Annotated in this window: 22 protein-coding genes; 15 read left to right on the top strand and 7 right to left on the bottom strand. The window is 65.2% G+C overall.

Annotated features, from left to right (window positions below):
• Positions 1-45: 45 nt before the first annotated feature.
• The 7 genes from XH87_RS05850 (at position 46) to XH87_RS05820 (ending at position 9,156) form a co-directional block, all read left to right on the top strand.
• Positions 46-987, top strand: a complete 942-nt coding sequence (locus XH87_RS05850; protein WP_271586490.1) for an ABC transporter permease — start codon at positions 46-48, stop codon at positions 985-987.
• Positions 988-1,008: 21 nt separating this feature from the next.
• Positions 1,009-1,896: an ABC transporter permease gene (locus XH87_RS05845; protein WP_035701965.1), complete on the top strand. Its 888-nt coding sequence runs from the start codon at positions 1,009-1,011 to the stop codon at positions 1,894-1,896.
• Between the two features lie 14 nt (positions 1,897-1,910).
• A complete protein-coding gene (locus XH87_RS05840; RefSeq protein WP_271586587.1) occupies positions 1,911-3,560 on the top strand; it encodes an ABC transporter ATP-binding protein in 1,650 nt (549 codons plus the stop codon).
• 297 nt (positions 3,561-3,857) lie between these two features.
• Positions 3,858-5,363 (top strand): M81 family metallopeptidase, encoded by a 1,506-nt coding sequence (locus tag XH87_RS05835; protein ID WP_271586489.1) that lies wholly within the window; start codon positions 3,858-3,860, stop codon positions 5,361-5,363.
• Positions 5,364-5,376: 13 nt separating this feature from the next.
• Positions 5,377-6,549, top strand: a complete 1,173-nt coding sequence (locus XH87_RS05830) for a M20 aminoacylase family protein (protein ID WP_271586488.1) — start codon at positions 5,377-5,379, stop codon at positions 6,547-6,549.
• Complete coding sequence (locus XH87_RS05825; protein WP_271586487.1) at positions 6,542-7,963, top strand: amidase; 1,422 nt, start codon at positions 6,542-6,544, stop codon at positions 7,961-7,963. Before XH87_RS05830 ends, XH87_RS05825 begins: the two co-directional genes overlap by 8 nt.
• Positions 7,964-8,265: 302 nt before the next feature.
• Entirely contained in the window at positions 8,266-9,156 is an 891-nt protein-coding gene (locus XH87_RS05820; RefSeq protein ID WP_271586486.1) for a crotonase/enoyl-CoA hydratase family protein, read from the top strand.
• Between the two features lie 101 nt (positions 9,157-9,257).
• Here XH87_RS05820 and XH87_RS05815 read toward each other — a convergent pair whose 3' ends face one another.
• The 3 genes from XH87_RS05815 to XH87_RS05805 form a co-directional block, all read right to left on the bottom strand.
• On the bottom strand, positions 9,258-10,235 hold the full coding sequence (locus XH87_RS05815; RefSeq protein WP_271586485.1) for an NADPH:quinone oxidoreductase family protein: 978 nt from the start codon (positions 10,233-10,235) through the stop codon (positions 9,258-9,260).
• Complete coding sequence (locus tag XH87_RS05810) at positions 10,235-10,843, bottom strand: 2-hydroxychromene-2-carboxylate isomerase (protein WP_271586484.1); 609 nt, start codon at positions 10,841-10,843, stop codon at positions 10,235-10,237. The genes XH87_RS05815 and XH87_RS05810 overlap by 1 nt, the downstream gene beginning before the upstream one ends.
• A 139-nt stretch (positions 10,844-10,982) precedes the next feature.
• Positions 10,983-11,684 (bottom strand): glutathione S-transferase N-terminal domain-containing protein, encoded by a 702-nt coding sequence (locus tag XH87_RS05805; RefSeq protein WP_271586483.1) that lies wholly within the window; start codon positions 11,682-11,684, stop codon positions 10,983-10,985.
• Positions 11,685-11,817: 133 nt separating this feature from the next.
• Here XH87_RS05805 and XH87_RS05800 point away from each other — a divergent pair, with 133 nt between their 5' ends.
• A complete protein-coding gene (locus XH87_RS05800; protein ID WP_158671701.1) occupies positions 11,818-12,840 on the top strand; it encodes a methionine synthase in 1,023 nt (340 codons plus the stop codon).
• Positions 12,841-12,862: 22 nt separating this feature from the next.
• Here XH87_RS05800 and XH87_RS05795 read toward each other — a convergent pair whose 3' ends face one another.
• The 3 genes from XH87_RS05795 to XH87_RS05785 all read right to left on the bottom strand — a co-directional run bounded on the left by XH87_RS05795 (position 12,863) and on the right by XH87_RS05785 (position 14,881).
• Positions 12,863-13,480: a hypothetical protein gene (locus XH87_RS05795; protein WP_271586482.1), complete on the bottom strand. Its 618-nt coding sequence runs from the start codon at positions 13,478-13,480 to the stop codon at positions 12,863-12,865.
• A 107-nt stretch (positions 13,481-13,587) separates the two neighbouring features.
• Positions 13,588-14,115, bottom strand: a complete 528-nt coding sequence (gene gpt / locus XH87_RS05790; RefSeq protein WP_035702019.1) for a xanthine phosphoribosyltransferase — start codon at positions 14,113-14,115, stop codon at positions 13,588-13,590.
• A gap of 28 nt (positions 14,116-14,143) precedes the next feature.
• A complete protein-coding gene (locus XH87_RS05785; protein WP_035702022.1) occupies positions 14,144-14,881 on the bottom strand; it encodes a competence/damage-inducible protein A in 738 nt (245 codons plus the stop codon).
• 282 nt (positions 14,882-15,163) lie between these two features.
• Between XH87_RS05785 and XH87_RS05780 the strand changes: the two genes are divergently transcribed.
• The 6 genes from XH87_RS05780 (at position 15,164) to XH87_RS05755 (ending at position 20,727) form a co-directional block, all read left to right on the top strand.
• A complete protein-coding gene (locus tag XH87_RS05780) occupies positions 15,164-16,582 on the top strand; it encodes a circularly permuted type 2 ATP-grasp protein (protein WP_271586481.1) in 1,419 nt (472 codons plus the stop codon).
• A 4-nt stretch (positions 16,583-16,586) separates the two neighbouring features.
• Complete coding sequence (locus XH87_RS05775; RefSeq protein WP_035702027.1) at positions 16,587-17,531, top strand: alpha-E domain-containing protein; 945 nt, start codon at positions 16,587-16,589, stop codon at positions 17,529-17,531.
• Between the two features lie 118 nt (positions 17,532-17,649).
• Positions 17,650-18,498 carry a transglutaminase family protein gene (locus XH87_RS05770; RefSeq protein ID WP_271586480.1) on the top strand — a complete coding sequence of 283 codons (849 nt, stop codon included), beginning with the start codon at positions 17,650-17,652 and terminating at the stop codon, positions 18,496-18,498.
• Positions 18,499-18,565: 67 nt separating this feature from the next.
• Positions 18,566-18,973, top strand: coding sequence for a carboxymuconolactone decarboxylase family protein (locus XH87_RS05765; protein WP_271586479.1), 408 nt, complete (start codon positions 18,566-18,568; stop codon positions 18,971-18,973).
• A gap of 210 nt (positions 18,974-19,183) precedes the next feature.
• Complete coding sequence (locus XH87_RS05760) at positions 19,184-19,942, top strand: proteasome-type protease (RefSeq protein WP_158671708.1); 759 nt, start codon at positions 19,184-19,186, stop codon at positions 19,940-19,942.
• A gap of 26 nt (positions 19,943-19,968) precedes the next feature.
• Complete coding sequence (locus tag XH87_RS05755; RefSeq protein ID WP_158671709.1) at positions 19,969-20,727, top strand: SDR family oxidoreductase; 759 nt, start codon at positions 19,969-19,971, stop codon at positions 20,725-20,727.
• 218 nt (positions 20,728-20,945) lie between these two features.
• Here the strand turns inward: XH87_RS05755 and XH87_RS05750 are convergent, their stop codons facing one another.
• Positions 20,946-22,184 (bottom strand): MFS transporter, encoded by a 1,239-nt coding sequence (locus XH87_RS05750; protein WP_271586478.1) that lies wholly within the window; start codon positions 22,182-22,184, stop codon positions 20,946-20,948.
• 160 nt (positions 22,185-22,344) lie between these two features.
• Here XH87_RS05750 and XH87_RS05745 point away from each other — a divergent pair, with 160 nt between their 5' ends.
• A complete protein-coding gene (locus XH87_RS05745) occupies positions 22,345-23,613 on the top strand; it encodes a NupC/NupG family nucleoside CNT transporter (RefSeq protein ID WP_271586477.1) in 1,269 nt (422 codons plus the stop codon).
• The last annotated feature ends 81 nt before the right edge of the window (positions 23,614-23,694 follow it).

The following is a 23,694-nucleotide window of genomic DNA, read 5'->3' as shown; positions in this document are numbered from 1 at the left end:
CGGGCGCCTCGGGGCGCCACACGTTCCGTAGCCGGAGATAGGTGCATGCTGGGTTATCTTATTCGCCGCGTTCTGGCCGCGGTGCCCGTGATGGGCGTCGTCGCGCTGTTCGTGTTCCTGCTGCTGCGGCTGACGCCAGGCGATCCCGCCGCGATTCTCGCCGGCGACAACGCGACGCCGGAACGGCTTGAGCGCATCCGCACCTCGCTCGGCCTCAACGAGCCGCTGATCGTGCAGTTCGTCACCTGGGTGAACAAGCTGCTACACGGCGATCTCGGGACTTCGCTGATCTCCAACCTGCCGGTGATGAAGATGATCGGCCAGCGCGTCGAGCCCTCGATCTCGATCGCGTTGTCGACCATCATCCTCGCCGTGATCGTCGCCGTTCCCTTGGGGGTGATCGCGGCGTGGAAGCACGGCACCTGGATCGATCGCTTCGTGATGGGCCTGTCCGTGCTCGGCTTCTCGGTGCCGGTGTTCGTGGTCGGCTATGTCCTGATCCAGATCTTCGCCATCGACCTGCGCTGGGTTCCGGTGCAGGGCTTTAAGAGCATCAGCGCCGGCTTCGGGCCGTTCTTCGAGCGCATCATCCTGCCGACCTGCGCACTGTCCTTCATCTACATCGCCCTGATCGCGCGCATGACGCGCGCGGCGATGCTCGACGTGCTCGGCGAAGATTACGTGCGAACGGCGCGTGCGAAGGGCATCAACGAGGTCGCTGTGATGATGCGCCATGCGCTGCGCAACGCCGCGGTGCCCGTGATCACCGTGATCGGCACCGGCTTTGCGCTGTTGATTTCCGGTGTCGTCGTCACCGAGAGCGTGTTCAACATCCCCGGCATCGGCCGGCTCACCGTCGATGCGGTGCTGGCGCGCGACTATCCGGTGATCCAGGCAATGATCCTGCTGACGTCGCTGATCTATGTCGTTGTCAATCTTCTCATCGACGTCGCCTACACCCTGCTCGATCCCCGGATCCGGTACTGAGGCAAGGATATAAGGACAAACATGTCAGTCGATACCCTTCCCCAGTCGTCGATTCCGATCACGTCGCCGCTGCGGCCGCGATTCGGGTTCCTCACCTCGACGCCCATCATCGCCACGGCGACAGTCCTGCTCACGTTGATCGTGGTGATCTCGATCCTCGCGCCGCTGATCGCGCCGCATGATCCGATCCAGCTCGCGCCGTCGCAGCGGCTCAAGCCTGCCTCCGCGCAATTCCTGCTCGGCACCGACGCCTACGGCCGCGACCTGTTGTCGCGCGTGATCTATGGCGGCCGCGTCTCGCTTCTGATCGGCATCGGCTCGGCGATCCTGTCGATCGCCATCGGGCTCGCGATCGGCCTCGTCTCCGGCTTCTTCAAGCTGGTCGATTCCGTCCTGATGCGCGTGATGGACGGCCTGATGGCGATGCCGAGCGTCCTGCTCGCGATCGCCGTGGTCTCGCTGTCCGGCGCCAGCATCTGGACCGTGCTGATCGCGATCACGATTCCGGAGATCCCGCGCGTGGCGCGCCTGGTACGCTCGGTCGTGCTGTCGGCGCGCGAGGAGCCTTACGTCGAGGCAGCGATCTCCGTCGGCTCCAGCCTGCCGAAGATCATGTGGCGCCACCTGATGCCGAACACGATCGCGCCGCTGATCGTCCAGGGCACCTATGTCTGCGCGAGCGCCATCCTCACCGAGGCCATCCTCTCCTTCCTCGGCGCCGGCATCTCGCCGGAGACGCCGACCTGGGGCAACATCATGGCCGAGGGCCGCCAGTACTTCCAGATCAAGCCGTCGCTGATCTTCTGGCCGGGCCTTTTGCTCTCGATCGCCATCCTCAGCATCAACCTGATCGGCGACGCCGCCCGCGACGCACTCGATCCGCGCATGAAGCAGCGGGAAGGCAAGTGATGAGCGATCAAGCGATGACCAATACCATCCTCGACATCAACAACCTCGTCGTCTCCGTCGGCAAGAAGCCGGGCGGACACAAGATCATCGACGGCATCTCGATCCAGGTGCGCGAGCGCGAGACGCTGTGTCTCGTCGGCGAAAGTGGCTCGGGCAAGTCGGTGACCTCGCTCACCACGATGGGCCTCTTGCCGAAGGGCACGCTGGTTCCCACCGGCGGCAGCGTCAAGCTGGTCGGCGAGGAGCTGCTCACGGCGACCGACCGCCGCCTGCGCCAGCTTCGCGCCACGCAGATGGCCATGATCTTCCAGGAGCCGATGACCGCGCTCAATCCGGTGGTGCCGGTCGGCCGCCAGATCGACGAGGTGCTGCGCGCGCACACCGATCTCGACGCGAAAGCGCGGAAGAAGCGCATCCTCGACATGATGGAGCAGGTCCACCTGCCCCAGGTCGAGCGCATCTTCGCCTCCTACCCGCACCGGCTCTCCGGCGGCCAGCGCCAGCGCATCATGATCGCGATGGCGCTGGTGCTGGAGCCGAAGCTGCTGATCGCCGACGAGCCGACCACCGCGCTCGACGTCACCACGCAGAAGCAGATCCTGACCCTGATCCGCGAGCTGCAGCGCGATCACGGCACCGCCGTGCTGTTCATCACTCATGACATGGGCGTGGTCGCCGAGATCGCCGACCGCGTCGCGGTGATGCGGCAGGGCCGCCTGGTCGAGACCGGCCCGCTCGAGACCGTGCTGCGCAATCCGACCATGGAATACACCCGAAACCTGCTCGCCTCGGTGCCGAGCCTGGTGCCGCGGCCGCCACGCGAGGAGAGCCGCGAGCCCGTGGTGCTGGAGGCCAACGACCTCAGCAAGGTCTACAAGGAGCGCGCCCTCTTCGGCAAAGGCCGCGAGGTCGTGGCCGCCGACAAGGTCACGCTGACGCTGCGCAAGGGCCGCACCCTCGGCATCGTCGGCGAAAGCGGCTCCGGCAAGTCGACGGTGGCACGCTGCATCGTTCGCCTGATCGACCCGACCTCCGGCGGCGTGCGCCTCGCCGGCCGCGAGATCGCCGACATCTCGCGGCGCCTGCTGCAACCGCACCGGCAGAAGATCCAGATCGTGTTCCAGGACCCCTACCGTTCGCTCAACCCGCGCGTCACCGTCGGCGAGAGCATCGCGGAAGGTCCGATCAATTACGGCGTCTCCCAAGCCGATGCGATGAAGCGGGCGCGCGAGCTGCTCGAGCTGGTCGGCCTGCCAGCGGATGCCGTGTCGCGCTATCCGCACCAGTTCTCCGGCGGCCAGCGCCAGCGCATCGCCATCGCCCGGGCGCTGGCGCTCGATCCCGACGTGCTGGTCGCCGACGAAGCGGTCTCCGCGCTGGACGTCTCCGTGCAGGCACAGGTGCTGGAACTGCTCGACGAGATCCAGAAGCGGCTCGGCATCGCCATCCTGTTCATCACCCACGATTTGCGCGTCGCCGCGCAAATCTGCGACGAGGTCGTGGTGATGCAGCATGGCCGCGTCGTCGAACAGGGACCTGCAGCCGAAGTGCTGACGCATCCGAGGGAGGCCTACACCAAGGCGCTGCTGGACGCAGCTCCGGGCCGCAACTGGGACTTTGCCAATTTCCGGCCGGTGACCGAGGGCGCGGCGGCCGCCGTGTAACGACGTTCTCGGTGTCGTCGCGGCGAACGCCGGGAGCCATACCGCGGAATCTATCGATAGTATGTGGGGCCAATCCCGAACGACCAATCTTCGCCAATCTCCTTCCTGGGGTTATGGGTCCCCGCGTTCGCGGGGGACGACACCGAGAGTGTGATTGGCGGAGCGGCTCACGACGCGCACCGCATCAGCAGCATTCCCAAAACGGCTTGAGGCCATGCACGATGCGATTGCTTCCCGGCTTGCTCTTGCGGCAAGGCCGGGGCTAACGTCGCGCACTTTCAATCGGGACTGAACTGAATGACACGCATCGCCGTCGGCGGCTTCCTGCACGAGACCAACACCTTCGCCCCGACCAAGGCGACATTCGCGGACTTCCAGCATGGCGGCGGCTGGCCGGCGATGACGCGAGGTGCCGACGTCTTGAAGGTGATGCGCCGCATCAATGTCGGCCTCGCCGGCTTCGTCGACAGCGCCGATGCCAATGGCTGGGAACTCGTTCCGACGATTGCCTGCGGGGCGAGCCCCTCGGCCCACGTCACCAAGGATGCCTTCGAACGCATCGTGAAGGTGATGGTCGACGGCATCAAAGCCGCCGGGCCGATCGATGCGGTCTATCTCGACCTGCACGGCGCCATGGTGACCGAGCATCTCGAGGACGGCGAAGGCGAGATCCTGGCCCGCGTGCGCCCCGTCATCGGCAAGGATGTTCCGCTGGTCGCAAGCCTCGACCTGCACGCCAACGTCACGCCCGACATGATCGAGCATGCCGACGCGCTGATCGCCTATCGCACCTATCCGCATGTCGACATGGCCGAGACCGGCCGCGCCTGCGCCAGGCACCTCGCGCTGCTGCTGAAGTCGAAGCAGCGCTTCGCCAAGGCGTTCCGGCAATTGCCGTTCCTGATCCCGATCAGCTGGCAGTGCACCAACGATCAGCCCACCAAAGGCATCTACGAGAAGCTCGCCGCGCTGGAGGGCGATGTGGTTCCAACGCTGTCTTTCGCGCCCGGCTTCCCCGCTGCCGATTTCCGCGATTGTGGGCCAAGCGTGTTCGCTTATGGCAAGACGCAAGCGGACGCCGACCGCGCGGCCGATGCGATCGTGAAGCTGATCGAAGGCCACGAGGACGATTTCGACGGCAAGATCTGGTCGCCTGACGATGGCGTGCGCCATGCGATGGAACTTGCGAAGAATGCGAGCAAGCCGATCATCATCGCCGATACCCAAGACAATCCCGGCGCCGGCGGCGATTCCGACACCACGGGCATGCTGCGCGCGCTGGTGCGCAACAAGGCAAGCGCCGCGACCGGCGCGATTTACGATCCGGAATCGGCCAGGGCCGCGCATGCGGCCGGCGTCGGCGCCACCGTGACGCTCTCGCTCGGCGGCAAGTCCGGCATTCCCGGCGACGAGCCCTATCGCGAGTCCTTCCTGGTCGAAAAGCTCTCCGACGGCCGCTTCACTGCACCCGGTCCCTATTACGGCGGCCGCGAGATGGAGATGGGACCGTCCGCGTGCCTTCGCATCGGCGACGTCCGCGTCGTCGTCTCCTCTCACAAGGCCCAGCTCGCCGACCAGGCAATGTACCGCTATGTCGGCATCGAACCGACGCGAGAGAAGATCCTGGTCAACAAGAGCTCGGTGCACTTCCGCGCCGATTTCGAGCCGATCGCGGCGAAGCTCCTGATCTGCGCCGCCCCCGGCGCGATGCCGGCCGACACCGCCTCCCTGCCCTGGACGAAGCTGCGCCCCGGCGTCCGCATCAAGCCGAACGGCCCCGTTTTCACGCCTCCCTCACGCTAACTGGACGGACCCTATGCCCACGATTGATCGCATCGACGGCTATGCCGACGAACTCACCGCTATCAGGCGCGACCTCCATGCTCATCCCGAGATCGGCTTCGAGGAAGTGCGCACCTCCGGCATCGTCGCCGACAAGCTGAAGAGCTGGGGCATCGAGGTGCATCGCGGCCTCGGTGGCACCGGCGTGATCGGCGTCATCAAGGGCAAGGGGACGGGCGGCAAGCGCATCGGCCTGCGCGCCGACATGGACGCGCTGCCGATGGAGGAGAACACCAATCTGAAGTGGAGCTCGAAGATCCCCCGCCGCTTCCACGGCTGCGGCCATGACGGCCACACCACCATGCTGCTCGGCACCGCGCGCTATCTCGCCGAGACCAGGAACTTCGACGGCACCGTGCACCTGATCTTCCAGCCGGCCGAGGAAGGCCTCGGCGGCGCCCGCGCCATGATCAAGGACGGCCTGTTCGAGAAGTTTCCCTGCGACGAGCTCTACGGCCTGCACAACGCGCCCGACCTCAACCACGGTGAGATCGCGATCCTGCCCGGCCCCGCGATGGCCAGCGCCGACTTCTTCGACCTCCGCATCACCGGCTACGGCGCGCATGGCGCGATGCCCGAACGCTCCAAGGACGCGGTGATCATCGCGACCACGCTGGCGCAGGCGATCCAGACCATCGTCAGCCGCAACGTCGAGCCGCTGCAGGCCGCCGTCATCTCGATCACACAGATTCACGCCGGTTCCGCCTACAACGTCATTCCCGGCGACGCGCATCTTTGCGGCACCATCCGCACCTTCTCGAAGGAAGTCCGCACCCTGATCGCCGAACGCATCCGCACGATCTGCGCCGGCATCGCGAGCGCCTATAGTTGCGTGATCGACGTCGACATCCGCGACACCTTCGACGTGCTGGTCAACCAGGTCGAGCAGTCCAAGGTGGTCGAGGAGGTCGCGCGCACCATCGTCGACCCCGCCAACGTAATCACCCGCACCCAGCCGAAGATGGGCAGCGAGGATTTTGCCGACATGCTGCAGACCGTCCCCGGCGCCTATTTCTGGGTCGGCCATGACGGCTCGGTACCGGTGCACAATCCCGGCTTCGTTCTCGACGACAAGATCCTGCCAATCGGCGCCAGCATGTTCGCCCGCATCATCGAGACGCGCATGCCGGTAGGCGCTCATGCATAAAAAGAGTGCCGAAGAGGCGGTCACCTCGCTGCACGATCTCTCCGCGGTCGATCTGATCGCGGGCTATCGCGCCAAGCAGTTCTCGCCGAGCGAGGTGCTGGAGGACGTGCTCGCGCACGTCGCTGCGTGGGAACCGCATCTGAAGGCGCTCTATGCATTCGATCCCGACGGCGCGCGCGAGGCCGCCAAGGCCTCGACCGCGCGCTGGGCCGGCGGCGAGCCGTCCGGCGCGCTCGACGGCGTGCCTGTCACGGTGAAGGACAACATCGCGACCAAGGGCGTGCCGGTGCCGCTCGGCGCGGCCAGTGTCAGGCTCGTGCCGGCTGAAAAGGATGCTCCGCCCGCTGCGCGGCTGCGCGAGGCCGGCGCGATCATCTTCGCCAAGACCACCATGCCCGATTACGGCATGCTGTCCTCCGGACTCTCCAGCTTCCACGCGCTGGCGCGCAATCCCTGGGACCTCACCAAGAATCCCGGCGGCTCCAGCGCGGGCGCAGGCGCTGCCGCAGCGGCCGGCTACGGTCCCTTGCATCTCGGCACCGATATCGGCGGCTCGGTCCGCCTGCCCGCCGCTTGGTGCGGCCTCGTCGGCCTGAAACCGAGCTTCGGCCGCGTGCCGATCGATCCCACTTATGTCGGCCGCGTTGCCGGCCCGATGGCGCGCACGGTCGACGACTGCGCGCTGATGATGAGCGTGATCGCAAAGCCCGACCGGCGCGACGGCATGAGCCTGCCCGCCGAGCCGCTAAATTGGAGGGGACTGGACAAGTCGCCGCGAAAACTGCGCATCGGCCTGATGCTCGATCCCGGCTGCGGCCTGCCGCTGGAGAAGCCGGTGCGCGAGGTCGCGGTGAAGGCCGCCAAGGCCTTCGAATCCGCAGGCAGCGTCGTGACCGAAGTGGACGGCATTCTCACGCGCGAAATGCTCGACGGCCTCGACAATTTCTGGCGCGCGCGGATGTGGGACGATCTGTCGAAGCTGACGCCGGCCGAGCAGGCGAAGGTGCTGACCTATATCTTCAAGTGGGGCGAGTCCGGTGCCAAGCTCTCCGGCGTCGACGTCATCCGCGGCTTCAATCAGACCATGGCGATTCGAGCCGCGGCTTCAAAGCTGTTCTGCGAGCTCGACTATGTGGTCTCGCCGACCGCACCGAACGTGAACTATGCGGCGGAATGGGCCTCGCCGACCAACGATCCCATGAAGCCGTTCGAGCACATCGCCTATACCGTGCCGTGGAATATGTCGGAGAACCCGGCGATCTCTGTCAACGGCGGCTTCGACGCCAAGGGCTTCCCGATCGGCGTGCAGATCGTCGGCCGCCGCTTCGACGACATCGGCGTGCTCGGCATGGCGAAGGCATTCGAGGGCCTGCGTGGTCCGCAGCGGCCCTGGCCCAGGCCGCCGGCGAAGTAAGACGCTCTCGTCATCTCGGGAAGCGCGCCCTTTAGGCGCAAGCCCGAATGACTTGGGACAGGCAGCATGCGGAGCCTCTTGCTTACCCTCCCCTGGAGGGGGAGGGTCGGATCACATTGAGCGAAGCAAAATGTGAGACGGGGTGGGGTGACGGTCTCTCCGCGTCCGACAGTGCCCGCGAGGAGAGATCACCCCACCCCGCTCGCGCTACGCGCGATCGACCCTCCCCCTCCAGGGGAGGGTGACGAAAACTTAAGCCCTCTGCCGTCTGCGCAGCGAAAAACTAAAGGAAGGAAACACCCATGGCGTATGAGACGATCAAATACGAGCTCGCCGAGCAGATCCTCACCATCACGCTGAACCGGCCCGACAAGCTCAACGCCTTCAATGCGCAGATGCAAGCAGAACTGATCGACGCGTTCGACGCCGCCGACAAGGACGACAACGTCCGCGCCATCATCGTCACCGGCGCCGGCCGCGGCTTTTGCGCGGGCGCCGATCTCTCCTCCGGCGCCGATACGTTCGATCGCGACGCGCGGCGCGGGCCGGTGAAGCGTTTTGCCGACGGCAAGGTCGACTACAGCGACCCGCAGGTGCGCGACGGCGGCGGGCAAGTGACACTGCGCATCTTCAAGTGCCTGAAGCCCGTGATCGCCGCGGTGAACGGCCCCGCGGTCGGCATCGGCGTCACCATGCAGCTCGCAATGGACATCCGCATTGCCTCGGACGTCGCGCGGTTCGGCTTCGTGTTCTCCCAGCGCGGCATCGTGCCGGAGGCCGCCTCCAGCTGGTTCCTGCCGCGCATCGTCGGCATCTCGCAGGCGCTGGAATGGTGCTATTCGGGCCGCGTTTTCCCCGCGCAGGAAGCGCTCGCCGGTCGTCTCGTCAGCAAGGTCGTAGCGCCTGACGATCTCCTGCCGACCGCTCGCGCGCTCGCCAAGGAATTTTGCGCCAAGACCGCACCGGTCTCGGTCGCGCTGATCCGTCAGATGATGTGGCGCATGATGGGCGCCGACGATCCCATGGAAGCCCACAAGGTCGACAGCCGCGGCATCTACGCCCGCGGCCGCTCCGACGACGTCAAGGAAGGCGTGGTGTCGTTCCTGGAGAAGCGCCCCGCGCAATTCAAGGACAAGGTGTCGACCGACATGCCGGACTATTTCCCGTGGTGGACGGAGCGGGAGTACAAATAGCTTCGTAGGGTGGGCTAGGTTAGCCGAAGGCGTAACCCACCTCTTTAGTGTCCGCGGTAACAGAAGCGGTGGGTTACGCTTCGCTAACCCACCCTCCTCCCTCACTCCATCATCAGCGCCACGCGCCCGATCGCCTTGCGGTCGATCAGCAGCCGCATCGCCTTCGCACAGTCCTCCAGCGGCAGGCGGTGCGAGACGTTGGGGCGCAGCTTGCCCTGCTCCGCCCATTGCAGCAGCGCGTTCAGGCGCACTTGTCCGAGCGCGGGGTTCTTCCGCACCGCCTCACCCGCGCGCACGCCGAGCACGCTGGCGCCCTTGATCAGCAAGAGATTGGTCTTCGCCGATCCGATGCCCCCCGTGAAGCCGATCACCAAGAGGCGCGCGCCCCAGGCGATGCAGCGCATCGAATCCTCAAAGACCTCCCCACCGACCGGATCGAACACGACGTCCGCGCCCCGCCCGTCGGTGATGCGCTTGACCGCATCGCGAAACGGCTCGCGGTCGTAACGGACGAGATGATCGGCGCCGCGCGCCTTGGCAATGGCGAGCTTCTCGTCGCTGGACGCGGTCGCGATTACGGTCGCGCCCAGCATCTTGCCGATCTCGACCGCGGCAAGGCCAACGCCGCCGCCGGCGCCGTGCACCAGCAGCACCTCGCCCGGCTCGACCCGGCCGCGATCGATCAACGCGTGGTAGGCGGTGCCGTGACCGGCGAGATAGGTCGCAGCTTCCGCGTAGTCGAACGTGGACGGCATCGGCGTGAGCTGCGACGGTACGACGACGGCTTCGTCGGCGAAGGCGCCGTGGCGCATCTTGACGATGACCTTGTCGCCGACAGCAACACCTCTCGCCTCCGCACCCACTTCGGTGACGTCGCCGGCCGCCTCCATGCCAGGTGTAAACGGAAGCTCCGGCTTGAGCTGATATTGGCCGGCGGCCATCAGCACGTCAGGGAAATTCAGGCCGGCGGCGCGAATCGCGACGCGCACCTCGCCCGGGTTCAGGGCGCGCGACGGAAACTCCTCCAGCCGCAGCGTCTCGGGCGGGCCAAGCGCGCGGCAGACGACAGCGCGCACCATCAGGCCGCGCTCGCCTTGTTGCGCAGCAGCGCTTCGCGGATCAACGGCAGGCGGTCGTTGCCGAAGTACATGTCGATCCTGTTCACGAAGATCGTCGGCGAGCCGAAGCCGCCGCGGGCGACGACCTCTTCGGTATTCGCCTTGAGCTGATCCTTGATCGCCTGCTCGGAAATGCCGGCGAAGAACTTCTGCTCGTCGATGCCGACCTTCCTGCAGATCTCGGCAAGCACGGAGTCCTGCGAAATGTCCTTGTCGTCGCCCCAATAGGCCTCGAACACGGCCGTTGCGAACGGCACCATGTCCTTGCCCAACCAGATGCAGCCGCGCATCGCCTTGACGCTGTTCACGGGAAACACCGTCGGCGGCATCTTGATCGCAAGGCCCGCCGAGCGCGCCCAGTCCTGAAGATCCTTCTTCATGTATCGCGCCTTCAGCGGCACCGGCTTCTCCCGCTGCGCATAGACGCTCGGATTGACCGTATTGAAGATGCCGCCGACCAGGATCGGCAGCCAGACGATCTCGGTGCCTAGCTCCTTGGCCAGCGGCTGGATGTTGTGGAAGGCGAGGTAGGTCCAGGGACTGGAGCAGTCGAAGAAGAATTCGATCATGACGTTTCCTTTGTATTGCTTGCGTTGCTCCCTCCTCCGTCATTGCGAGCGAAGCGAAGCAATCCAGGATCTTTCCGCGGAAACAGTCTGGATTGCTTCGGCGCTTCGCTCCTCGCAATGACGAGGATGGGGCGGAGGCCTACTTCCTTCCCAACACTTCCTTAGCCCTTTGCCCGAACATGATCTTGCGTGATTCCTCATCGAACGGCTCTTTCACGAATTTGCCGATCGCAAGTCCCGCCTGCACCTGCGGCCTGGCGCGGACCTCGGCATACCAGCGCTTGACGTTCGGATAGTCGTCCAGCGTAAAGCCCTGCGCCTTGTGGGTCATGGTCCAGGGAAAGCAGGCGATGTCGGCGACGGAATAGTCGCCGGCGACATAGGAACCGGTCTTCTCCAACTGCCGGTCGAGCACCCCATACAGCCGGGCCGCCTCATCGCGATAGCGTTCGATCGCGTAAGGGATCTTCGCCGCCGCATAGAGCGCGAAATGGCCGTGCTGGCCGAGCATCGGCCCGAGGCCGGCCATCTGCCACATCACCCACTGGATGGTGGTGGAGCGGCCGCGCAAGTCGGCGGGCAAGAAACGGCCGGTCTTTTCGGCGAGATAGATCAGGATCGCGCCGGTCTCGAAGGCCGAGAACGGTTCTCCGCCGTCGGCGGGAGCGTGATCGACGATCGCGGGGATGCGGTTGTTCGGGGAGATCGCGAGAAATTCCGGGCTGAACTGCTCGCCGGCGCGGATGTTGACGGGCTTCACGCGATAGGGAAGCCCGAGTTCCTCCAGCATGATCGAGATTTTCCAGCCGTTCGGCGTCGGCGCGTAATAGAGGTCGATCATGACCTTTCCCTTGAGATCTTCCTGGGCATTTCCTGTCGCCGCCGCCGGATTGGAGAGCGACTTTCGTTGTTCTGTACCTCGACGTTAGGACATGGCAGGAAGGGGCGCAACACAACCTGCCGGGAGGTCCGCCATGCTGTTTCCAACCACGATCGCCGGCTCCTTGCCGAAGCCCGAATGGCTCGCCGAGCCCAACATGCTGTGGGCGCCCTGGAAATCGCAAGGCGATGAGCTGCTCCGCGCCAAGCGCGACGCGACGCTGATCTGGCTGAAGATCCAGGAGGACGCCGGCATCGACATCGTCACCGAGGGCGAGCAGGCCCGTCAGCATTTCGTCCACGGTTTCCTGGAGAAGATCGAGGGCATCGACTTCGCCCACAAGGTCGAGATGGGCATCCGCAAGGACCGCTACAAGGCAATGGTGCCGCAAGTGGTCGCCCCGCTCCGGCTCAAGGGACGCGTCCATGCCTTCGAGGCGCGCGTGGCGCGCACGCATACCGGGAAGCAGCTGAAGTTCACCCTGCCCGGCCCGATGACCATCATCGACACCATTGCAGATCGCTACTATGGCGACCGCGTGAAGATGGCCTTTGCCTTCGCCGAGCTGCTCAACGAGGAGGCCAAGGCATTGCAGGCCGACGGCGTCGATCTCGTGCAGTTCGACGAGCCGGCCTTCAACGTCTACATGGACGAGGTCAACGATTGGGGTATCAAGGCGCTGGAGCGCGCCGCGCAAGGCCTCAGCTGCGCCACCGCCGTTCACATCTGCTACGGCTACGGCATCAAGGCGAACACCGACTGGAAGGAGACGCTAGGCAGCCAATGGCGGCAGTACGAGCAGATCTTCCCGGCGATCGATGCGAGCCCGATCCAGCAGGTCGCAATCGAATGTCGCAATTCGAAAGTGCCGCTCGACCTGCTGGCGCTGCTCAAGACCAAGATCGTGCAGGCGGGCGTGATCGACGTCGCCAGCGACACGGTGGAGACCGCCGAGGACGTCGTGAAGGTGATCGACGCGGTGTCGAAATTCGTGCCCAAGAGCAACATCATCGCCACCACCAATTGCGGCATGGCGCCGATGCGGCGGGAGATCGCTGAAGCGAAGCTGGCGGCGCTCGGCGCCGGCGCTGCGCTGGCGCGCGAGAAGCTGGGGTGATTACGACGTCGTCGGCCTCGCTTCAGCCCAGCGCCGTTGGATGTAGCATCGGCTGATAGCCGGCGATGATCGCGCGCAGTGTCGAGGGGGGCGTCAGCAACTTCACGTCGTCAAGCCGACGCGCGCCGGCGGCATAGCCCGCCGGCGACCACAGCAACGCCTTTCCCTGCACCACCAGGAAGCTCTCCTCGCCCTGCTCCACCATCGCCCCGTCGGGCAGGTCTGCCAGCGGCATCGGGAGCGGGTGCAACCGCTTGCGACTGCGTTCGAGACGCTCCCGATGCAGAACGGCATCCATCGTCTTCGCACTGATGTCGCTTGCAGCATTCCCCGCTTCCCATGCCGCGCGAAACCGTTTGGCATCGTCGCGGCGGCAGAAGAAGCACGGCCGATGTCCGGCTGCGAAGGCCGTGGCTTCGTCGAGAAAGAACAGCTCGGTCCAGCTCCGCCGCGCCATCACCGGCCGCCGCCAGCCGCGAAACTCACACAGACACGTAATCCAGGCCAGCGACGACCAGCGCTTCTTCAGCAGCGTCTTGGTCGCGGGATCGTGGATGATGCCGCGGTTACCGGTGAACATTCCGCGATGCGGCGTGGCGATGATGTCGCCAGTGGGGGTGACGCGATTCTGAAGGGGCACGGGTGCCTCCGCCCGTCATTGCGAGCGAAGCGAAGCAATCCAGAAATGCATCCGCGGAAGCAGTCTGGATTGCTTCGTCGCTTCGCTCCTCGCAATGACGGCGGCAGTCACGCCGCGCCGTCGCGAAGCGGCGGGTGATAGGACAGCGCGGTGTCCCAGGGGAAGAAGATCCAGGTGTCCTGCGAGACTTCCGTGATGAAGGTGTCGACCAGCGGACGTCCCATCGGCTTGGCATAGACGGTGGCGAAATGCGCGTCCGGCAGCATCTCGCGTACCAGCTTGCCGGTCTTGCCGGTGTCGACGAGGTCGTCGACGATCAGGAGCCCCTTGCCGGTGCCGCCGCCGAGCGTCATCGCCGCTTCCGAAATGCCCTTGAGGACCTGGAGTTCGCCCTGCTTGTCGTGGTCGTAGCTCGCGATGCAGACCGTGTCGATCACGCGCACCCCTAACTCGCGCGCCACGATCGCAGCCGGCACCAGGCCGCCGCGGGTGATCGCGATCACCGCGTGGAACGGACCGACCTCGTTGAGCCGCCAGGTCAACGCCCGGCAGTCCCGGTGGAACTGGTCCCACGAGACCGGAAAGGCCCTGCCAGCCTTCTCCTGCGCGTTCGGTTCCGGTGCTTCACCAGCCATCGTCGTCTCCTGCTTCGTCAGGGCCGTGCTAGCGGCTGATGTTCAATCCCGCCAGCATTTCCTTCACCGCAGCCATCGCCGCCGCCAGCTTCTCCGGATCGCGCGAGCGCACCACCAGATTGGTGTTCGGCCTCTGCTCCTCGTCCATGAAGGGATAGCTGCCGATGATGGTGTCGGGATGGGCGGCGGCGATCGCCCGCAGCGGGCCGCCGATGTCTCCCTCGCGCGCGTTGGCGCGGACCGACTCGGAGAGCATGCGCACGCCCGATTTCAGCTTGGGAGAGACGATGTCCATCATCGCCTGCATGATCGACGGCACGCCCGCCATGACGATGACATTGCCGATCTTGAAGCCGGGAGCGAGTATGGTTGCGCTCTGGATCAGTTCGGCACCGTCGGGGATGCGAGCCATCCGCAGGCGGGCCTCGTTGAGATCCTGCTCGCTCCAGCGCTCGCGGAAGCGGGCGACGACCTCCGGGTGATGATCGATACCGACGCCAAACGCCTTGGCGACGGCATCGGCGGTGATGTCGTCATGAGTCGGGCCGATGCCGCCCGTTGTGAAGACGTAGGTGTAGCGGTGCCGCAGTGCGTCCAGCGCGGCGATGATGTCCGCCTCGTCGTCGGAGACGACCCGGACCTCCTTCAGGTCGATGCCGATATTGGTCAGATATTCGGCGATGAAGCCGATATTCTTGTCCTTGGTCCGGCCGGACAGGATTTCGTCCCCAATGACCAGAATGCCCGCCGTGACGATGTCGCTCATGCCTTAAGTCCCTCACCTGTAGCACCGACTTTGCCGAGGTAACGCGTTGAAGTCACGCGGTTTTGCTTCTGAAATAAGCAGTCCTCAGCCATTTTTTCAGGCAAGCCACCGGCCGTCCGCGGCAAATGCCCCTCCTCAATGCTTATCGCGCTGGCCCGGCCCTTGCTACCTCCTATGGAAGTCATGCACTCTCACGGCATGGTCACAGGACGTTGCGGTCGTCAGCAAGGCCGAAACGACCTGATCGATGGCGCAACGCCTGGGGAAGAACAGTCGGAATCTATGGCAGTCGCGTTTGACGAAATGTATATTCCCGGCGGAGACCTTCGCCCCGCCTATCAGGAGCTGGCGCGCTGGCTCGAGGAGACGCCCCCCGAAGCGCTCGAGTATCGGCGCCAGGAGGCCGAGCTCCTGTTCCGCCGGATCGGCATCACTTTCGCGGTCTACGGCGATTCCGAGTCAACCGAGCGCCTGATCCCGTTCGACGTGATCCCGAGGATCATGTCCGGCAAGGAATGGGCGCGGCTGGAGAAGGGCCTGAAGCAGCGCGTGCGCGCGCTCAACATGTTCCTGCGCGACATCTATCACGGCCGCGACATCCTCCGCGCCGAAATCGTGCCCGACGATCTGATCTTCCAGAATCCGGTGTTCCGTCCCGAGATGAACGGCCAGCAGGTGCCGCACGACGTCTACGTGCACGTCGCCGGCATCGACATCGTCCGGGTCGACGCCGAGGACTTCATCGTGCTGGAGGACAACGCCCGCACGCCGTCGGGCGTGTCCTACATGCTGGAAAACCGCGAGATCATGATGCGGCTGTTTCCGGACCTGTTCGCCCGCCACAAGGTGGCGCCGGTCGAACGCTATCCGGACGAGCTGCTCGCGGCCCTGCGCTCGGTCGCGCCGCTGAGCGCGTCCAGCGAGCCGACCGTCGCCCTGCTCACGCCCGGCGTCTACAATTCGGCCTATTACGAGCACTCGTTCCTCGCCGACAAGCTCGGCATCGAGCTGGTCGAAGGCCGTGACCTCATCGTCAAGAACAACGAAGTGTTCATGCGGACGACGGAAGGGCTGAAACGGGTCGACGTGATCTATCGCCGCGTCGACGACGATTTCCTCGATCCCCTCACCTTCCGTCCCGACTCCGTGCTCGGCGTGCCCGGGCTGATGTCAGCCTATGCGGCCGGAAACATCACCCTCGCCAACGCCGTCGGTACCGGCATCGCCGACGACAAGGCGATCTACTCCTACATGCCTGACATCGTGAAGTTCTATCTCGGCGAGGAGCCGATCCTGAAGAACGTGCCGACCTGGCGCTGTCGCGAGCCGAAGGACCTCGCCTATGTGCTGGACAATCTTGGCGATCTCGTCGTCAAGGAAGTGCACGGCTCCGGCGGCTACGGCATGCTGATCGGCCCCGCTGCGACCAAAGCAACGATCGAAGCGTTCCGCGACAAGCTCAAGCGCGAGCCGGAAGGTTTCATCGCGCAGCCGACGCTGGCGCTCTCGACCTGCCCGACCTGCACCGCATCCGGCCTCGCCCCGCGCCATGTCGATTTGCGGCCCTTCGTGCTCACGGGCAGCAAGAGCACCACCATCGTGCCAGGCGGGCTCACACGCGTCGCGCTCAAGGAAGGCTCCCTGGTGGTGAATTCGAGCCAGGGCGGCGGCACCAAAGACACGTGGATTTTGGACGAGTAGAGAGATGCTGTCGCGTACCGCCGAAAACCTCTACTGGCTCGCCCGCTACGTCGAACGGGCCGAATATCTCGCGCGCACCATCGACGCGACGCTGCGCGTCACCGCGCTTCCCGCCGCCTATATCGGCAAGACCAATGAGTGGGACTCGGCGCTGCTCACCGCCGGCGTCGCCGCCAGCTTCTATCAGACCTATGAGGAAGCCAACGAGCACAACGTCGTCGACTACCTCTCCTTCTCGCCGAACAACCCGTCCTCGATCAGGAACTGCATCGAAGCGGCGCGGCTGAACTCGCGCTCGGTGCGCACTGCGCTGACCAGCGAGATGTGGGACACCATCAACTCGGCCTGGATCGAGCTTCAGGCGGTGTGGAGCAAGGGCACCTCGACGCGCGAGGATCTCGCGAAGTTCCTGCGCTTCGTGCAAGAGACCTCGCTGCGCTTCGACGGCTCCGCCTACCGGACCATGCTGCGCAACGACGCCTACTGGTTCTCGCGAATGGGCGTGCATCTTGAGCGCGCCGACAACACCGCGCGCATTCTCGACGTGAAATATCATGTGCTGCTGCCCGAGGAGGAGCACGTCGGCGGCCCGCTCGACTTCTATCAGTGGAGCTCGATCCTGCGCTCGGTCTCGGCGTTGACCGCCTATCACTGGGTCTATCGCGAGACGCTGAAACCGTGGCTGATCGCGGACCTGCTCATCCTCAACGACACGCTGCCGCGCTCGCTCGCCAGCTGCTACGGCAATCTCGTGCGCAACCTCGACCAGATCGGCGTCGCCTATGGCCGCCAGGGCCCGGCCCAGCGCCACGCCCGCGGCATCCGCAACCGGCTGGAACACAGCAACATGAACGACATTTTCCAGCATGGCGTGCATGAATTCATTCAGGAATTCATCGCGGACAATTCCAGGCTGGGCGAAATCGTTACGAAGCAGTATTTGATCTAGCCGAGACTGAAACCTTCACTTTTCGTCATTCCGGGGCGATGCGAAGAATCGAACCCGGAATCTCGAGATTCCGGGTCTGGCGCTTCGCGCCATCCCGGAATGACGGAATCGAAACACCATGCGCCTGCGAATCCAGCACACCACGACCTATCGCTACGAGCCGCCGGCCACCAGCGTGATCCAGATCCTGCGCATGACGCCGGGCAGCCATGACGGGCAATACGTCGCGGAATGGCAGATCGACGTCTCCACCGATACCAAGCTCGACATGCATGAGGACGCGTTCGGCAACGTCACCCACGTGCTGTCCTGCGGGCCTGTCGGCGACATCCAGATCATCGCCGAAGGGCTGATCGAGACCCACGACACCGGCGGCGTGCTGCGCGGCACGGATGAGCGTTTCCCGGCCGGCATGTTCCTGCGCTCCACCGATCTCACCGCCGTCGATCCGGCGATGACGGCGGTTGCGCGCCAGTTGCGCAGCGAGGCCGAGAGCGACACGCTGGGCTTCCTGCACACGTTGATGACGCAGATTGCCGATCACATGACGTTCGACGAGGACCCCACCAACAGTGGCACGACCGCGGCGGAGGCGTTCGCGCTCAAGCGCGGGGTCTGCCAGGACTACGCGCACATCTTCATCGCCTGCGCCCGCGCCGGCGGCGTTCCGGCGCGCTTCGTCTCCGGGCACTTTCTGCGTTCGGACGAGACGGTGCATCAGGAGGCCGGCCATGCCTGGGCGGAGGCTTACGTGCCCGATCTCGGCTGGGTCGGCTTCGATCCCGCCAACAGCATCTGCGCCACCGACGCCCATGTCCGCGTCGCGATCGGGCTCGACTATCTCGGCGCGGCTCCCGTGCGCGGCACGCGCTATGGCGGCGGCACGGAGACGCTGGCGGTGGCCGTGAAGGTCGAACAGGCCGGCCGCGGCGGGCAGTCGCAATCGCAGTCCCAGCGGCAGAGCTAGGCACTGCCGGCCGAGCGCATGCGCCGTGCTACAATTGCAGGATCAGATCAGACCGGCGAGGTAGCCCATGACGACCGTAAAACTGCTTTCGGATGATGAACTCTCCGCCGAGGCGCGCGCCGTCTTCGACGATATCCGAAAGGTGCGGCAGTCGGATTTCGTCAACAATTTCTGGCGCGCGCTGGCGCATGATCCGAAGACGCTGCGGCGGACCTGGGAGAGCATCAAGGAAGTGATGGCTCCGGGTGCGCTCGATCCCAAGGTCAAGGAAATGCTCTATGTCGCGGTTTCGATCGCCCATGGCTGCAGCTACTGCATCCATTCGCACACCGCCGCGGCGCGGGCCAAGGGCATGACCGAGGCCGAATATGGCGAGCTGCTCGCCATCGTCGGCATGGCCGCGGAGACAAACCGGCTGGTCACGGCGCTCGGCGTGCCGGTCGATCAGGCGTTTCTCGTCGACGCGGCGGATTGAGGCCGATCGCGGTCGCAGAGTTCACTGTCATTCCGGGGCGCGACGAAGTCGCGAACCCGGAATCCAATCATCCACCAACTCTGCGGCCCAATGGATTCCGGGCTCGCGCTGACGCGCGCCCCGGAATGACGGCCTCTCGCGGCAATCGGGGGTTGGAGCGGCTCCGGAAATTGGCTAGTAATTCCGCGCAAACGCGTTCGGGGACTGGAAATGACCTATTGTTGCGGAATCCTGGTTCGGGACGGTCTGGTGATGATCGCCGACACCCGCACCAATGCCGGCCTCGACAACGTCTCGACCTTCCGCAAGCTCCACATCTTCTCCAAGCCCGGCGAGCGCATCATGGCGATCGCCAGCGCCGGCAATCTCGCGATCAGCCAGTCGGTGCTCTCCACCCTGACCGAAGGCCTGGAGGATCCCAACACGGGCGAGATCGAGACGCTGATGAACGCACCGACCATGTTCCAGGCCGCCCAGCGCATCGGCCGGGCGATCCGGGCGGTGCATGCCACCGAAGGACCGGCGCTGAAATCCGAGGACGTGTCCTTCGACGTCTCCTTCCTGTTCGGCGGCCAGATCAAGGGCGCGCGGATGCGCCTGTTCATGGTCTACACCGCCGGCAATTTCATCGAGTGCACCACCGACACGCCCTATTTGCAGATCGGCGAGCACAAATACGGCAAGCCGGTGCTCGACCGCGCCATGCACTACGACGTCGAGCTCTACGAGGCGCTGAAGACCGGCCTGATCTCGATGGACTCGACCATGCGCTCGAACCTCGGCGTCGGCCTGCCAATCGATGTGCTGGTGGTGCGCGCCGACGCCTGCGAAGCCGATCTCAACCACCGCATCGAGGCGGGCGAGCCCTATTTTCACGATCTGCGCTCGCGCTGGTCGGCGGCTTTGCGCGCGGCGCATCAGAACATTCCGCGGCCGCCCTACAAGAACGAAAAAGAACCCAAAACCTGACAGCAGAAGAGAAAAGGCAGGAAACGATGAGTGAAGCGAAAAAGATCGCAGTGGTGACGGGCGCCGGCACCGGCGTCGGCCGCGCGGCGTCGCTGGCGCTGATGAACACCGGCTTCACCGTGGTGCTCGCAGGCCGCCGGCTCGACATGCTCGAGGAGACGGCGAAGCTCGGTCCCGCGGGAAAAAGCCTCTGCGTCACCGCCGACATGACCAAGCCGGACTCCATCGCTGCGCTGTTTGCCAAGGTGAAGGACACCTATGGCCGCCTCGACGTGCTCTTCAACAATGCCGGCATGGGCGCGCCGGCCGTGAACTTCGAGGACCTCAGCCTCGAGCAATGGCAGGCGGTGGTGAACACCAACCTCACCGGCCCGTTCCTGTGCACCCAGCACGCCTTCCGCATCATGAAGGACCAGACTCCGCGCGGCGGCCGCATCATCAACAACGGCTCGATCTCGGCTCACGCGCCGCGGCCGTTCTCGGCCGCCTACACCTCGACCAAGCACGCCATCACCGGCCTGACCAAGGCCAGCAATCTCGACGGCCGCATGTACGACATCGCGGTCGGCCAGGTCGACATCGGCAATGCTGCGACACCGATGACCGACCGCATGGTCAACGGCCCCGGCGTGCTGCAGCCCGACGGCACCACCAAGCACGAGCCGCGCATGGACGCCAAGGCGGTCGGTGATGCCGTGGCCTACATGGCCGGCCTGCCACTCGATGCCAATGTGCTGACCATGACGGTGATGGCTACGAAGATGCCGTTCGTCGGACGGGGCTAACTCAAAAACGCGAAAACAACCCCATGCACAGTAGGGATGCCATTGATTTCCCTACGCTCTATCCACGACCGTGCCCCGGACGCAGCGCGGCATGAAATGACGCGCTGCTGAGCCGGGGCCCACGCCACCGCGATCTTGTTCTGGATCTTCTGGGTCCCGGCTCTGCGCCGCAACGCTGACGCGTTGCAGCTTGTCCGGGACGCGAGACCGTCTCTCCCCTACTCCAAGCTCTCCACCTTCCGCAGGCTCGGAAACAGCTTCATCCAGAGCAGCGCCACTGCGACGGTGGCGACGCCGCCGAGCACGGCGGCGGGCATGGCGCCGAACAGTGCCGCCGCCACCCCGCTCTCGAACTGGCCGAGCTGGTTCGAGGCGTTGATGAAGAGAAAGTTGACCGCGCCGACCCGGCCGCGCATCTCGTCGGGGGTGGACAGCTGCACCAGCGAGAAGCGGATCACGACGCTGATCGTATCGGCCGCACCGAGCACGGCGAGCGACAGCGCCGACAGCCACATCCACGGCGACAGCGCAAATACGATCGTGGCGAGACCGAACACGATCACCGCCTGGAACATGCGCAGGCCCACATGCCGCGAGACGGCGTGACGCGCCAGCACCATGGTCATCAGGAGCGCGCCGACAGCCGGCGCGGCGCGCAGCACGCCGAGCCCGACCGGGCCGGTCTGGAGGATATCGCGGGCATAGATCGGCAGCAGCGCCGTGACGCCGCCGAACAGCACGGCGAACAGGTCGAGCGAGATGGTGCCGAGGATGGCGGGATTGGCGCGGATGAAGCGGACGCCGGCGAAGATATTGTCCGAGCTCGTCCCCTCCTGCGCGATGGCCTGCGGACGCGGCCGGATGAAGCCGGTCAAAATCATCCCCAAAATCCAGAACAGCACCATCACGGCATAAGCGAGATGCGGGGCGACGGCATAGGCGAAACCGCCAAGCGCCGGCCCCGTGATGGTCGCGACCTGCGCCGCGCCGCTGGAAATGGCCGTGGCGCGCTGGAGCGAACCTTGCGGTGCGATCAGCGGCAACAGCGCGGCCGTGGTCGGGCTCTCGAATGCGCCGGCAATGCCGAGCACGAAGGTCGCGATGAAGATCTGCACCTCCCCGATTGTCCCGAAACAGGTGGCGAATGCGAGATAGAGCGCAGTCGCGGCCTCCACGAGCTGGCAGAGCTGGACCACGCGCTTGCGCTCGTAGCGGTCGGCGGCGTGGCCGGCGACGAACACCAGGAGCGCGGTCGGCAGGAACTGCACGAGGCCGACCATGCCGAGGTCGAACGCCGAGCCGGTGAGATCGTAGATCTGCCAGCCGATCGCGACCGCCGCGATCTGGCTGGAAAACCGCGACAGGCTGCGCGAGAGCAGGAAGAACAGGAAGGCGTGGTGGGACAGGAGCACGCGGGCGGTAACCGGCGAATTCGCTGCTGATGGCTGCTCTGGCATCGCCTCTCGGTGCACCCCTGGGTCGCTTGCGCCCTGATCTCGACGTGCCCCGCGTGGCCGAGGCGGATTTGCTTGTCAACAGCGAGACGCTCTCCGCCGCTTGCCGGCATTGCCTTTGCAGCGCCTGCCCGGCCATAATCATTGAGGGTTTGGGAACATCATGCTGCGGCTGCAATCGGCACTGGGCATTTTCGCATTGCTGCTGATCGCCTGGGCGCTCAGTGAGAATCGTCGCGCGGTCTCGCTGCGCCAGGCGGCGATCGGCCTCGTCGTCGCTTTCGTCACCGCAATCATCCTCCTGAAGCTTCCGGTCGTCGCACATGCGTTCGGCGCCATCAACGACGCGGTCGGCGCGATCTCCGCGGCCTCGCGCGCCGGCTCCTCCTTCGTGTTCGGCTATGTCGGCGGCGGCCCCCCGCCGTTCGATCTGAAGGTGCCGGGCGCCGATTTCATCCTGGCGTTCCAGGCCCTGCCGATCGTGCTGGTCATGAGCGTGCTGACGACATTGCTGTTCCATTGGCGGGTGCTGCCGCCGATCGTGCGCGGCATGGCCTGGCTGCTCGAACGCACGCTCGGCGTCGGCGGCGCGGTGGGGCTGTCAACCGCCGCCAATATCTTCCTCGGCATGGTCGAGGCGCCGCTGTTCGTGCGGCCGTATCTGGCACAGATGACCCGCAGCGAGTTGTTCCTGGTGATGACCGGCGGTATGGCGGGCATCGCCGGCACGGTGCTGGTGCTCTATGCGACACTGCTTGCGCCCCTCATCCCCGACGCCGCCGCGCATTTCGTCATCGCCTCGGTGCTGGGCGCACCGGCCGCGATCCTGGTCAGCCTGATCATGGTGCCCGAGACCTCCGACAAGCGCACCGGCGGCGCGCTGGAGGATCCCTGGGTCGCCAGCGATCCCGGGATGAACGTGTCCGGCACGATGGATGCGATCGTGAAGGGCACCACCGCCGGCCTCGAATTGTTGCTCAACATCGTCGCCATGCTGCTGGTGCTGGTGGCGCTGGTCCATCTCGTCAACGCCACCCTCGGTCTCTTGCCTGATATCGGTGGCGCCGCGATCTCGTTGCAGCGCCTGCTCGGCCTCGTCATGGCGCCGGTATGCTGGTTGATGGGATTGCCGTGGGATCAGGCAGTCACCGCCGGCAGCCTGATGGGCACCAAGACCGTGCTCAACGAATTGATCGCCTATGTCGACTTCTCGAAGCTGCCACCCGACGCGCTCGATCCGCGCTCGCGCCTGATCATGCTCTACGCGATGTGCGGCTTCGCCAATTTCGCCAGCCTCGGCATCATGATCGGCGGCCTCGGCGTGATGGCGCCGGAGCGGCGCGAGGAAATCAACGCGCTCGGGCTGAAGTCGATCGTGTCGGGGACACTGACGACGTGTCTGATGGGTGCGATGGTGGGGGTGCTGAGTTAGGCTACCTCCCCGCCGTCATTGCGAGCGAAGCGAAACAATCCAGAAATGTATCCGTGGAACAAGTCTGGATTGCTTCGTCGC

It is taken from the genome of Bradyrhizobium sp. CCBAU 53415 (assembly GCF_028128735.1).
GTDB lineage: Bacteria > Pseudomonadota > Alphaproteobacteria > Rhizobiales > Xanthobacteraceae > Bradyrhizobium.
The sequence above is the reverse complement of the archived record's forward strand: the minus strand, read 5'-3'. Positions and strand labels throughout refer to the sequence as shown.